This is a genomic window from Segatella copri, from assembly GCF_009495355.1.
Taxonomy (GTDB): Bacteria; Bacteroidota; Bacteroidia; order Bacteroidales; family Bacteroidaceae; genus Prevotella.
This window is the reverse complement of record NZ_VZAD01000008.1, coordinates 1-13,583: the sequence shown is the minus strand read 5'-3', so window position 1 is coordinate 13,583 and position 13,583 is coordinate 1. Positions and strand designations below refer to the sequence as shown.

Genomic DNA, 13,583 nt, shown 5'->3' with positions numbered 1-13,583 from the left:
TTAACTCGCAAACCTTATGAGTATCAAACATGATTATGGAAGGTTACTAACCTTCATCGTATTATTGATTGTTTCCAGTTCTACAGCTATAGCACAAGAACTGATGAAAGTGACGGGTCTGGTTGTTGACCAGAATGCTGAGCCATTGATTGGCGTTACTGTCAAAGTAAAAGACGACGCCAAAAGCGGCACTGTCACAGGATTGGATGGAGACTTCTCCATCATGGTACAAAAGGGGAAAACCTTGGTTTTCTCTTATCTCGGTTATAAGACTAAAGAGGTGCCTGCCATCACCTCTAAGTTGAAAATCAACATGAAGGAAGACAACAAAATGCTCGACGATGTTGTCGTTGTTGGATATGGTGTACAGAAAAAGAGTTCTGTAACTGGTGCCATCTCTCAGGTAAAGAAAGAGGATATGGAGAATCGTACCATCACCAATGCCAAGTCTGCTCTTCAGGGTAAGACCGCAGGTGTACAGATTGTCTCTTCTTCTGCTCGTCCGGGTGCATCACCAACCATTCGTATCCGTGGTTTCTCTTCCAATGGTTCTTCCGATCCTCTCTATGTAGTAGATGGTGTGCGCCTAGGCGATATTAGTGGTATCGATCCTAATGACATAGCATCTATGGAAGTGTTGAAGGATGCCGCTTCTGCTGCCATATATGGTGCAGAGGCTGGTAATGGCGTGGTTCTCATTACTACGAAGAAGGGTTCTGTGGGTAGTGGAAAGATAACATATGATTTCCAATATGCCATCGAATCGCTTGCTAAAAAGCCTAAGTTGCTCAATGCCGAAGAATATATCCAATATATGAAAGAAGGTAAGACCTTTACCGAGGATTATCTCTTGAAGAATTGGGATGGAACAACCAATACCTCTTGGGTAGATGCCATCTATGGCAAGGGTAAGATGCAGAAGCACAACCTGAGCTTTACGGGTGGTAACCAAAATGGCAACTACTATCTTTCGCTTACTTATCTTGACAATGATGGTATGGTAAGAGGTAATAATGATCTCTATCGTCGTCTCACCGCTACCATCAATGCTGAATATCAGATCAAGCCATGGTTGAAGGTGGGCACTACTAACCAGATTGAAAAATATAACGTTCGTTCTGTTTCTGAGGGTTCTGAGTATGGTTCTATGATGGCAGCTGTGCTTTCTATGGATCCATTGACCCCTGTTGCATACGAGGGTGGAAACTTGCCTGCTCATGTTGCTAGTGCCTTGGCAAGCGGAAAGCATCTCTTGACCAATGGGGCTGGTAACTACTATGGTGTGTCTGCTTTCTATGCAGGTGAGCAATACAACCCATTCATCATGCGTGACAACAATGTAAGTCGCGACAGTGGATTCAATGTGAATGGTTCCATTTATGCAGATTTCAAGCCTATCAAGGATCTTGTGATTACTTCTCGCCTTGGTTACCGTTTGTCGGGTACTCGCAGTTCTTCCACTTCACTTCCTTACTATGGAAATGCAACGCAAAGCCGTAATTATGTAGATCAGAGTGCAACTTCTTCTACCTCTATCTATTATCAATGGGAAAACTTTGCCAACTATATGAAGAAGTTTGGTGACCATACCGTGAATGCCATGGTTGGTATTTCTTTCCAGGAATCTACCTACGATTACGTGCAGGGTGGTTTGCAGGCTAATGGTGAAGACGCTGTCAAGAAAAACAATCCATTGTTCTACTATCTGAATTTCGCATCCGCTTCTGCTACCAAGTCTGTAGGTGGTGAGAAAACTCGCTCAGCTAAGTATTCTTACTTTGGTCGTTTGAGTTACGATTATAAAAATCGTTATTATCTGCAGGCTTCCCTCCGTGCAGATGCTGCCGACTTATCTAAGCTTCCAGCTACCAATCGTTGGGGATATTTCCCAGCTGTGTCTGGAGGTTGGACCATTTCAGAGGAAAAGTTCTTCGAGCCTTTAAGAGATGTTGTGGCTAGTTTGAAATTGCGTGCCAGCTGGGGCCAGAATGGTAGCTTGGCTGCCTTGAGTGGCTATGCCTACAGCACCGATATGGCGCAGGGTAGCATTTATCCGTTAGTTCCTGGTAATAATTATACAACGTCTGTTAGTCCATCTAGTATGGGTAACGATAAACTGAAGTGGGAAACATCAGAGCAGACCGACTTCGGTATTGATGCGCTCCTCTTTGCTGGCAGAATGAACTTCAGCATGGACTATTTCGTGAAGAAGACCAAGGACTTGCTCGTGAGTGGTACCACTCCATCTTTGGTTATCGGCGGCACCACATCTCCTATCAATGCTGGTAACGTAAGCAACAAGGGATTCGAGTTTGAACTTGGTTGGAGAGACAACATCGGTGATTTCAGCTATAGTGTACGTGGCAACCTCGCTACCTTGAAGAACGAGGTTACTTATCTCGACCCATCTTTGACTCGTTTGCAGGGTACTACCTTTATGAATGTGCCTCTCACATACTTCGAGAAGGGCTATCCTGTGTATTACTTCCGTGGCTATCAGTTTACAGGTATAGACCCAAAGACGGGCGATCCAACTTTTGCCGACCTGAACGATAGTGGTGATTTGACCGATGATGACAAGATGGACTTGGGTAGTGCCATTCCAGACTTCACCTATGGTATCACCTTGACCGCAGCTTACAAAGGTTTCGACTTGGCAGTATTTGGTTCTGGTGCATCAGGCAACAAGATATTCAACTGTATCAACCGTACCGACTTCCCTATGGTCAACAAGATGAAGGAACTCTTCTATGACGATCGTTGGACGGAGAGCAATCCTAATGGTAGCAAGCCACGTGCTGGTGCCAACAATATGGACAAGTATGCTACATCCAGCGCAATGGTATATGATGGATCTTATTTCAAGATTAAGCAGATTCAGTTGGGTTACAGTTTACCGAAGACTCTCCTCAAGAAGGTAGCAATCAGTAACTTGCGCCTCTATGTGTCTCTCGATGACTTCTTCACCATCACCAAGTACCCAGGCTTCGACCCTGAGGTTTCTACCAATGATGTAGTGGGTATGGGTATCGACAAAGGCGGTTATCCAACCTCAAAGAAGGTAGTAATGGGCTTCAACTTGGAGTTCTAAAGTCTGGAGGTTCATATAACTAACACTATACATATTCTATATATATAATAACATTAAGAAATTATGAAAAAGAATATCATATATAGTCTGCTTCTCGTTGTGGCAGTGTTATTTGCCGGTTGTGAAGACAGACTCGATATAGCAAAGCATGGCAATATGGGTGGTCAGGATGATTTCTACAAGACCAATGAGCAGACCGAGCAGGCAGTGGCTGCCATGTATAGCCGTGTGAAGGGATTGTATTTTACTTGGTTCTTTACCAAGAATATGCTTTCGGATGATGCTTGGTGTGGCGGTGGTAATCGCGGCGACAACAACTCATACGAGCAGTTGAACGAATTTACCTTCGATTCCAGCAACAGTAATGTCGAGGGCTTATTCTCGGGGCTCTATGGTGTCATCTATCAGTCAAACCTCATCATTGAGAAGGTGGCTGATGATACGGAAGTCAAGAAACGTGCCATCGCAGAGGCAAAGTTCTTCCGTGCTTGGGCAAACTTCGAACTTGTCACTTTGTGGGGTACAGCTCCTCTCGTAGATCATTTGTTGGAACCTGGTGAATATCGCCAAGGCAACAGCACACCTGAGGCTCTTTGGGCAGCTGTAGAGTCAGACCTAAATGATGCCATCGGCATGAATGCCTTGCCTTCCAAGAAGAACAAGGACGATCAGGTGACGGGTATGCGTGTTACCCAGGAAGTGGCAAAGGCTTATCTGGGCAAGGCTTATCTCTTCCAGAAAAAGTATCAGGAGGCTGCAATCGTACTCAATGAGGTGGTGGATTCCAAGAAGTACGACCTCTTCCGTGGCGACTATGACATGCAGTTTCATGCTGTCAACAACAACAACTGTGAGTCTATGCTCGAATTGCAGTGGCGTAACGACCAGGAGCAGGCTTGGAATCAGTTTGATATGACCTTCCTGATGCAAGGATGGCGTACCGGCAATATGACGCTCGAAGGCAAGGCTGCTAACGAAGTGGCACAGGGAACCTACGGTTTCTTGAATCCTCGCAAGTCTCTCTATGAAGCATTTGTAAAAGCAGAGGGCGAGAATGGATATCGTTTGCAGAAGACCCTGCTCAACAGTGATCAGATGACAGCATACGGTGTGAAGTTGAATCCTGGTCAGAACATCTATGGATGTGAAGGCTACCTCTTCTTCAAGAACCGCGTATTGAAGAGTGACAACATCATGGATGCCTCCTACTTCCAGGGATTACAATATACCGACCGAAAGATTATGCGTTATGCCGAAGTTCTCCTCCTGGCTGCCGAGGCAAACCTGGAGGCTGGCAACACAGACATAGCGCTGAAAGATATCAATGAGATTCGTGAACGTGCCAAGGAGACTCCTTTGCTCAGCGTTACCTTGGACGACATCAAGACGGAGAAGCGCTTGGAACTCTGTCTGGAAAGTACCCGATTCCAGGACTTGGTACGTTGGGGTGATGCCAAGAAAGCCTTGGCTTCACAGGGTAAGGAAATTCCTAACTACTCTTCCAAGGGCGTAAGTTGGGATTTCTCCAATTCTACTTTCGGATTCCAAGACAAGCACATGTTGCTTCCTATTCCTTTGAAGGAAAGAGAATTGAATCCTAATATCCAGCAGAATACGGGATGGTAATCTTCTAATTAACTGATATTTAAATGATATTGATATGAAAAAATATATAGGTTCAATATTTAGTCTGTTTATTGCAGGGCTGTGTTTCACAGCCTGCGATAACGATGCTCTTGATGGTATGCAGGGAGTATATGCAGATATGCAGAATTATACATCGCAAGAGGCTACCGTGCAGCCTACCACTAAGTTGGGAAAAGGTATCAAGGCGCTCAATGTAGATATAAAAGATGTAAAGGGAACTGCCATTCAGATTAGTTTTGGTAGTACCGAGTGGATTCTTCCCGCTGCCTCTTATACCGTAGCTGAGACCGTGGCTAACAAAACCTGTGTGGTCAAGGTGAATGGTGAGGCAATGAAGAGTGGCGACATCGACGTATCTCTTATCGGGGGCAAGTATTACTTGAACGGTTTGTTTGCCAATGCCGCCGGTCAGCGAGTGAAGTTGAATTATGTAGGAGAGCTTTCCTTCGTTGTGGGACAGGATGACCCAGAAGCATCGGGCTATACTCTTACTATCGCTCCAACTCAGATTTTCGATTGGTCAACAGGTGCTCCTGTCGTGAATCCTAATGCTACCAAGTATATCATCTCTATCAACAATCCGGCAGGTCAGCCTGCTGCTCATCTGGAAGCAGTGAATGCCAATCAGCTCGGTCATACAGACTTGGCTGGTGAATATACCATTCAAGAGAATGCTTCAGAGCCTTGGTTGATGGGCAATGGTTATTTTTACCCTCAATACAATGCCGTGGGTGGTAGTTACTTCGTGGATGAGGCTGGTGTCGCACAATACATCACGGCTGGTAAGATCATCATTTCTACCGTTAAGGATGCAGAGGGACAGGACTTATTCTCATTCGAGGGAGCTGACCTTGCTACCCAGAGTGGTGCAGATGGATCGGCTGGCAAGGGATCGTTTAAGATTAAGTTTGCTGCCATCGCCAAGTAATAAATTAAAAAATAAAACGTTATATTCAATGAAAAGATTTTCGATATTAGCAATTACATTGTGTGCTATTTGTGGTTCTGCCTTCGGACAGCAAGCCTTGTTCGGGGGACAGATGCCTCTCTCTCCTGAGATTCATGCAGACAAGACCGTTACTTTCCGCTGCATGGCACCAGGGGCTCAAAAAGTACAGATAACAGGTGACTTCTTGCCAACCAAGAAAATAGATACCCCGATGGGTAAGTATGATATGCCTGGAGTAGCCGATTTGAAGAAGGATGAGAAGGGGGTATGGTCTTTTACAACCACTGCTCCTTTGGCACCAGAGCTTTATAGCTATACAATGATGGTGGATGGCGCCAGTGTTACCGACCATCTCAACGTCTATACCGTGCGTGACATCGCCAACGTTTCCAACTATTTCTTGGTAGGCGGAGGAAAGGCTGATCTCTACAAGGTCAACAAGGTAGCGCATGGAACCGTATCAAAGGTCTGGTATGATGATGCCAAAGCTGGTCTTACTCGCCGTATGACAGTATATACTCCTGCAGGTTACGAGACCAGCAAGCAGAAATATCCTGTGCTTTATCTCTTGCATGGCATCGGTGGCGACGAGGAAGCGTGGATGGATTTGGGACGTGCTTCGCAAATTCTCGATAACCTCATTGCGCAAGGCAAGGCGAAGCCAATGATCGTCGTCATGACCAATGGCAATATCTCTCAGGAGGCAGCTCCAGGACAGACATCGGATAATCTGATAGTCCCTGCATTGGGATTGCCTAAGACCATGGAGGGATCTTTCGAGGCATCTTTCCCTGAGGTAGTGAAGTTCATGGATAGTCGCTATCGTACCATCGCCAATACTCAAGGTCGTGCCATAGCAGGTCTTTCGATGGGTGGTTTCCACTCGTTCTATATTTCTATCAACAATCCTAAGACCTTTGGTTATGTAGGTTTGTTCTCCGCAGCCATCGGCAAGGAGCAGAGGAGCGGTGGTGCCAATGAGTATATCTACGACAATGTGGATGATAAGTTGGCTAACCTCTTTGCTGCCAAGCCAAAGCTCTTCTGGATAGGCATAGGTAATTCCGATTTCCTCTACAAGGACAACACCGCTTTGCGAGAGAAACTGGATAGCAAGGGATACAAATATACCTATATGGAAACTGACGGGGGACATATTTGGCGAAATTGGAGAATCTATCTCGCCGAATTTGTTCAGAAAATATTCTAATAATTAGCAGGAAGGTCTTCTAAATCTTAGGAGACCTTCTATAGAATGAGACTAACAATAATCAAAAAATTGATAACAATGAAGAAAATTACATTCTTGGCAACTGCCTTGCTGATGAGTCTTGGCAGTTTTGCCCAACAGGCATTGTTTGACAATGTTCCTGTTATCTCACCTGAGGTGAACGCCAACCATACCGTAACTTTCCGCTTGAAGGCTCCTAATGCCCAAAAGGTGCAGGTTACTGGTGATTTCCTGGCACCGAAAACCATTGATACACCAATGGGAAAGTATGATGCTCCTGGAGTAGCTGATATGACAAAAGATGAAAAGGGTGTTTGGACTTTTACCAGCCAAATGCTTTCACCTGAGTTGTATTCTTACAATCTCCTTTTGGATGGAGTGAAGATCGTTGACCCAGGAAGCGTGTATATCACTCGTGATATTACCTCAGAAACCAATATATTCATTCTTTCAGACAAGAAAGGTGATTGTGGTGATCTCTATACCGTTAACGAAGTACCTCACGGAAATGTGTCTAAGGTTTGGTATGATAGTCCTACGCTCAAGATGCAGCGCCGTATGACGGTCTATACTCCAGCAGGTTATGACAAAGGCAAGGATTATCCTGTACTCTATCTGCTCCATGGCGCAGGTGGCGACGAGGATGCCTGGACTACTTTAGGACGTGCACAGCATATTCTTGATAATTTGATTGCCACAGGTAAGGCTAAGCCTATGGTCGTGGTGATGACCAATGGCAATCCTAATTGCCAGGCTGCTCCAGGTGAGTGGTCGGCAGGTCAATATATTCCTTCTTTCTATGGCTATCAAGGTGCCAAGCCAGCTGCCACCATGGATGAGAGCTTCCCTGATGTGATGAATTATGTGGAGAGCCACTATAAGGTTGCTAAAGACAAGGCTCATCGTGCCATCTGTGGACTCTCTATGGGCGGTGGTCATTCTTTTGATATCTCTCGTCGTTTCCCTACCAAGTTTGATTACATCGGACTCTTCTCTGCAGGTTTGCATGTGGGTACTACTGGCGATTTCCGTAGTGACTTCTACAAGCAGTTGCAGGGTAATGAGGAGGCTAAGAAACAGTTGGCTACTCTGTTTAAGAACAAGCCAAAGTTGTATTGGATTGGTATGGGCAAGACCGATTTCCTCTATAAGAGCAGTGCAGACTTGCGTCGCTACTTCGATGAGAAGGGGTATAAATATACCTATTTGGAAACGGAGGGTGGACACATCTGGCGTAATTGGCGTGTGTATCTTACAGAGTTCGCACAGAAGATTTTCAAATGATAAAATCAGTTTTTCAAGTAATAGTTTAATAAAATAAGGTATAGACAATGATAAAACAATTATTAGTTTCTTCATGTGTGCTTTTTTCTGCGACTTTCGTAGTGCAAGCACAGAACCCAAAGTTGGGTGTGTCTCCTATCCAGGATGTCATCAATGCGATGACCCTCGATGAGAAGATTCAGTTGGTGGTAGGTTCTACGGGTAAGTATGAGAGCCAGATGGAGGCTACCATTGGTAACCAAGGTCAGTTGGTACAGGGTGCCGCAGGTCAGGTGAATGGTATTGAGCGTCTGGGCATTCCTGCTACGGTTGTAGCCGATGGTCCTGCAGGTCTTCGCATCGACCCTAAACGCAAGGATACCGACAAGACATTCTACTGTACCCACTTCCCTGTGGCTACTGTGATGAGCTCTACCTGGAACAAAGACTTGGTGTATTCCGTAGGTACCTCTATGGGAGATGAGGTGAAGCATTATGGCGTAGATGTCTTGTTGGCACCTGCTACCAATATTATGCGTAATCCTCTTTGTGGCCGTAACTTTGAGTATTATTCAGAAGATCCATTGTTGGCTGGTACCATTTGTGCAGCTATGGTGAATGGTATCGAGAGCAACGGTGTAGGTACTTCGTTGAAGCACTTCGCACTGAATAACCAGGAGACCAATCGTACTCGTAATAATGTTATCGGTAATCCACGTACTTTCCGTGAGATTTACTTGAAACCTTTCGAAATCGTTGTCAAGGAAGCTCAGCCTTGGACGGTGATGACTTCTTACAATCTCATCAATGGTACGATGTCTAGCGAGCGTTGTGACTTGATAACAGAGATTCTACGCCATGAGTGGGGATTCAAGGGTATGGTGATGACTGACTGGTTTGGTGGTCTTAGCGCAGCTGCCCAGATGGAAGCGGGTAACGACCTGTTGATGCCAGGTAAGGCAGACCAGGTGAAGGAGATTCGCAAGGCTGTGCTCAATGGTCGCCTGTCGATGGAAATCCTCGACCGCAATGTACGCCATATCTTGGAGTATATCATGCAGACTCCTCGTTTCAAGCAGTATGTTGCCGACAACAATCCTGATTTGAAGGGACATGCTTTGGTGGCTCGCAATGCCGCTACCGAGGGAATGGTGTTGTTAAAGAACAACAAGAATGTATTGCCACTCGTTCAGAAGATTAAGAACATAGCCCTCTTCGGTAATACTTCTTATGATTTCATAGCTGGTGGTACTGGTTCTGGCAATGTTAACCATGCTTATGTGGTTAGCTTGTTGGATGGTTTGAAGAATGCTGGCTATCAGGTGGATGGCGACATCCAGAAGTCATATATAGAGTATGCTCCAAAGGCAAAGGCAAACTTGCCAAAGCCAAAGAATCCTTTGGAGGCTTTCTTGCCTGGTCACTTCATCCCTGAGATGAGCCTTGCAGAATTGAATATGTCTGCTGCTGTCAAAAACAACGATATGGCAATCATCACTATTGGTAAGTCGTCTGGTGAGTTCTTGGATCGCAAGATTTCTGATAGCTTCAATCTCACAAAGGAGGAGAAGGATATGATTTCTGGCGTTTGCAACGCTTTCCATAAGGCTGGTAAGAAGGTGGTTGTCATCTTGAATGTTTGTGGCGTTGTTGAGACCAAGAGTTGGATTGGTGGTCCTGATGCTGTATTGTTGTCTTGGCTGCCTGGTCAGGAGGGTGGTAACTGTGTTGCTGACATCTTGTCGGGTAAGGAGAATCCTTCTGGTCGTCTTCCTATGACATGGCCTGTAAGTTATAACGACGTTCCTTCTAAGGCTGATTTCCCTAACCCTGAGACTGTCAAGGTTGACGATGTGCTTGGTATGTTTATGGGCAAAGGTATCGGTAGCAAGGGTAACGTGAAGAATGTGGATTACACCGAGTATAATGATGGTGTTTATGTAGGTTATCGTTATTACCAGACTAAGAATGTGCCTGTATCTTTTCCTTTTGGTTATGGTATGAGCTATACTACCTTTAAGTATGGCAAACCTGTGGTAACGAAGGATGCGCAGGGCAATATCAAGGTCCTGGTGACTGTGAAGAATGCTGGTAAGGTAGCTGGTAAGGAAGTTGTTCAGGTATATGTGGCAGCTCCTGGCAAGGATATGGATAAACCAGCCAAGGAACTCCGTGGTTTCGCCAAGACTAAGAAATTGCAGCCTGGTGAGTCGGAGACAGTTACTATCGATATCCCATACAAGAACCTGGCTTCTTTCAATGAGGTTGATAGTCAGTGGCAGGTTGAGGCTGGTGATTACAAGGTGATGGTGGCAAAGAATGCTGCCGACACCAAGCCACTCACAGTTATCGTCAATGAGAAGGCTAAGGTAACTTCCAAGGTACGCCCTTGCTTGTTGCCTGAAGTGAAATAAGAGCTTGTCCCCACGTATGAAAGTAAGGAAATATTGTATTTCCTGTATGTATGGGGCGTAAAAACAAACAAGAAAAGCTGCATAGGTTTTACTCCTATGCAGCTTTTTTATTACACCTAATATAATAAGGTGTCTCTTTTTTATTGGTTGTGATATGTACCTCTTGTCCGAAAAAGACAAGAAAGTTTACTTCTTTCCTGCTATTAAACCCTTGATGACCGCGTTGGTAAATCCATTCTGTTCCATGGTGTTGAGGCCCTTGATGGTACAACCGCCAGGAGTGGTAACCTTGTCGATGGCAGCCTCGGGGTGCTCGCCTGTTTCTTGAAGTAGCTCTACGGCACCTTTTACGGTTTGGAGTACAATCTTTTGGGCATCCTTTGCCTTGAATCCCATCTCTACGCCGCCTTCCACATTGGCTCTTACATAACGCATGGCGTAGGCGATGGCACACGACATGGCTGTGGCAGCAGGGAAGAGACGTTCTTCCATGATGAGGCTTTCGCCCAATTCATCGAATATATCTGTAATCTGCTGGATTTCTGTGGCAGATGCATCTATAGGAGTGATGAAGGTCATCGACTGCTTGTAGGCGATGGCGATGTTTGGCATCACGAGGAAGAAGGTTGGAGTGATACCATCTTTGTCTAACCACTCTTTGATGTTGGCTGATGGCACACCAGCAGCAACTACTACGAGTTTCTGACTCTTGTAGTCAAGTGCATCCTTGATGCCCTTCAATGTCTTCTCTACACACCATGGTTTAACTACCACCCATACGATGTCTGCGCCGTGGCAAGCCAACTGGTTGTCGAGTGTAACGCTGGCACCCTTGCTTGCAAAATGGTCCAATACGGGTTGGTTATGGTCAGATACTGTAATATCTGATGGAATGAACTTCTCGCTTTGCAAGAGTCCTTCTGCCATGGCACCACCCATGGCTCCTGCTCCGATGATTGCTATTTTCATTGTCTTCTTATAGTTAAAATGCAATTATAGTGCAAAGATACTATTTTTATCAGAAAAAGAGCAGTTTATTGGCGATTTTTTAAGAAAGTACGGTTGTTTACTTACGATATTTTAAGAAATTCGTTAGTTTGCTCCCATTCTGGAAGTCTCATCTTCACCTTATAAAACCTGGGAATCCCCAACTATTTCAGTAACTTTTCCCCGAAATCTCTTGCTGATATGAAAATTAAACCGTAATTTTGCGGAAAAGTTCATATAACGACAGATTAGGAATTATGGTAGAGATAAACGATAGACGATTGCCAGTAGGCATCCAGTCCTTTGAGGAAATCAGAAAGCAAGGATGCCTGTATGTTGACAAGACAGATATTATCTGGCAACTTGCCAACAGGGGGAAAAAGTATAATTACCTGAGCCGCCCACGCCGCTTTGGTAAATCAGTGCTGGTCGATACGCTTGAAACCTACTTCATGGGTAAGAAGGAACTCTTCGAGGGCTTGAAGATTATGCAGCTGGAGACGGAATGGGTGAAGCGTCCTGTCATCAGACTGGATATGAGCCAGGCTGGCGCAGAACCGGAAAGTGTACGAAGCTATCTGGATGATGTTTTCAATACTCTTGAAACGGAGTACAGAATTGTTGTGCGCCAAGATAGTTCTCTTGCCGTAAGATTTAAGAATATCATTGAAACTACTTATAACAAAACAGGTTTACAGGTAGCCATTCTCATCGACGAATACGATTCTCCATTGCAGCATTCCTGGAAAACTCCTCACCACGAAGCATGTACCGCTATTTATAGAGAAGTATTTGCCGTATTAAAATCTCAGGATAAATACGAGAAGTTTGTCTTCATCACCGGCATCACCAAGTTTACGCAAATCTCTCTCTTCTCAGTGCTCAACAATCTGAGCAACATCAGCTTTGAGCCGGAATATGCTGCCATCTGTGGTATTACGAAAGAAGAGGTGCTGTGCGATTTTAAGCCGGAAATCAATAAATTGGCATCAAAGAACAGTTGGACTTTCGATGAGACCATAGCACAGTTGACAGCTTATTACGATGGCTATCATTTCTGTTATGAGAATATGGTGGATATATTCAATCCCTTCAGTCTTATCAACGCCCTTGCTGATTCCAAGCTGAGGAACTACTGGGCTTCGTCGGGCGCAACTTCATTGCTGCCTAAGTTTGTGAATGATTTGGAGATTCGGTTAAAGGATTTTGATCATTGTACCTTGTTAAGCACCATCATCGAGACTTCTGATGTCACAGGCGGAGGAGCTGAACTATTCCTCTATCAGTCTGGTTATCTTACCATTAAGGATTACCAGATGGGAGTTTATATTTTAGGATTTCCTAATTATGAGGTAAGGCAAGCACTTTATGAAACGGTGTTACCGGCACTTACGCTGCGAAGCAATGGTGATATCCAATCTACCCAGTCTGGTCTGTTTCTTGCTCTTCAGCTTGGCAATCTTCCTGAAGCTATGAAATGCCTGAAGGCGCTCATTGCGGATGTGCCCTACAGCAACAAGAAGCTTGCCAGCATGAATATGGAGGAGCGCTACCGCCTGATTCTGAGCACCATCTTTAATGCCATCGGCTGCCGTGTGGAAGTAGAAAAGATGATTGCTACGGGCAGAATTGATATGGTGGTAGAAACCACCAACTTCATCTATGTGCTGGAGCTGAAACTGAGCAACAACGGCGGCGTGGATGCTGCCACGGAGCAGATGAAAGCCAAGCAGTATGCCGAACCTTTCAAGGCTGATAAGCGCAAAGTGATTGCTCTTGCCATAGAACTGGATGATATGGGAAAGGGACTGGTTGATTGGAAGGAAGTATAATATGAAAGAGGTATTGAAAATAATTGCCTGCGCATAAATGTTTTTTGCGGGAAAAAGTATCATAGTATCATTATTTAGTACGATATCCTTATAAACATCTGATATACTGCACAATACAAGAATGATACTTTTTCGTTTATTTTACAAGAAGTATCATAGAAGTATCATA

The 13,583-nt window shown here is 44.9% G+C and carries 8 protein-coding genes; 7 read left to right on the top strand and 1 reads right to left on the bottom strand.

Annotated elements, in window-relative coordinates; all coding sequences use genetic code 11:
• The first annotated feature begins 16 nt into the window (after window positions 1–16).
• The 6 genes from F7D20_RS00615 (at window position 17) to F7D20_RS00590 (ending at window position 10,595) form a co-directional block, all read left to right on the top strand.
• Window positions 17–3,091 (top strand): SusC/RagA family TonB-linked outer membrane protein, encoded by a 3,075-nt coding sequence (locus F7D20_RS00615; protein ID WP_158462344.1) that lies wholly within the window; start codon window positions 17–19, stop codon window positions 3,089–3,091.
• Between the two features lie 63 nt (window positions 3,092–3,154).
• Window positions 3,155–4,717 carry a RagB/SusD family nutrient uptake outer membrane protein gene (locus F7D20_RS00610; protein ID WP_158462343.1) on the top strand — a complete coding sequence of 521 codons (1,563 nt, stop codon included), beginning with the start codon at window positions 3,155–3,157 and terminating at the stop codon, window positions 4,715–4,717.
• A gap of 34 nt (window positions 4,718–4,751) precedes the next feature.
• Window positions 4,752–5,666 carry a hypothetical protein gene (locus F7D20_RS00605; protein ID WP_158462342.1) on the top strand — a complete coding sequence of 305 codons (915 nt, stop codon included), beginning with the start codon at window positions 4,752–4,754 and terminating at the stop codon, window positions 5,664–5,666.
• Between the two features lie 28 nt (window positions 5,667–5,694).
• Entirely contained in the window at window positions 5,695–6,897 is a 1,203-nt protein-coding gene (locus F7D20_RS00600; RefSeq protein WP_158462341.1) for an esterase, read from the top strand.
• Between the two features lie 78 nt (window positions 6,898–6,975).
• Window positions 6,976–8,202: an esterase gene (locus F7D20_RS00595; protein WP_153087311.1), complete on the top strand. Its 1,227-nt coding sequence runs from the start codon at window positions 6,976–6,978 to the stop codon at window positions 8,200–8,202.
• A gap of 50 nt (window positions 8,203–8,252) precedes the next feature.
• Complete coding sequence (locus tag F7D20_RS00590; RefSeq protein ID WP_437182641.1) at window positions 8,253–10,595, top strand: glycoside hydrolase family 3 C-terminal domain-containing protein; 2,343 nt, start codon at window positions 8,253–8,255, stop codon at window positions 10,593–10,595.
• 186 nt (window positions 10,596–10,781) lie between these two features.
• Here F7D20_RS00590 and F7D20_RS00585 read toward each other — a convergent pair whose 3' ends face one another.
• On the bottom strand, window positions 10,782–11,564 hold the full coding sequence (locus tag F7D20_RS00585; protein ID WP_158462339.1) for a pyrroline-5-carboxylate reductase family protein: 783 nt from the start codon (window positions 11,562–11,564) through the stop codon (window positions 10,782–10,784).
• Between the two features lie 275 nt (window positions 11,565–11,839).
• Here F7D20_RS00585 and F7D20_RS00580 point away from each other — a divergent pair, with 275 nt between their 5' ends.
• Window positions 11,840–13,414: an ATP-binding protein gene (locus F7D20_RS00580; RefSeq protein WP_158462338.1), complete on the top strand. Its 1,575-nt coding sequence runs from the start codon at window positions 11,840–11,842 to the stop codon at window positions 13,412–13,414.
• Window positions 13,415–13,583: the final 169 nt, after the last annotated feature.

Coding starts and splice junctions, on each gene's coding strand:
- F7D20_RS00600 (WP_158462341.1), top strand. CDS start 5,695: ATGAAAAGATTTTCGATATTAGCAATTACATTGTGTGCTATTTGTGGT.
- F7D20_RS00595 (WP_153087311.1), top strand. CDS start 6,976: ATGAAGAAAATTACATTCTTGGCAACTGCCTTGCTGATGAGTCTTGGC.
- F7D20_RS00605 (WP_158462342.1), top strand. CDS start 4,752: ATGAAAAAATATATAGGTTCAATATTTAGTCTGTTTATTGCAGGGCTG.
- F7D20_RS00585 (WP_158462339.1), bottom strand. CDS start 11,564: ATGAAAATAGCAATCATCGGAGCAGGAGCCATGGGTGGTGCCATGGCA.
- F7D20_RS00580 (WP_158462338.1), top strand. CDS start 11,840: ATGGTAGAGATAAACGATAGACGATTGCCAGTAGGCATCCAGTCCTTT.
- F7D20_RS00610 (WP_158462343.1), top strand. CDS start 3,155: ATGAAAAAGAATATCATATATAGTCTGCTTCTCGTTGTGGCAGTGTTA.
- F7D20_RS00615 (WP_158462344.1), top strand. CDS start 17: ATGAGTATCAAACATGATTATGGAAGGTTACTAACCTTCATCGTATTA.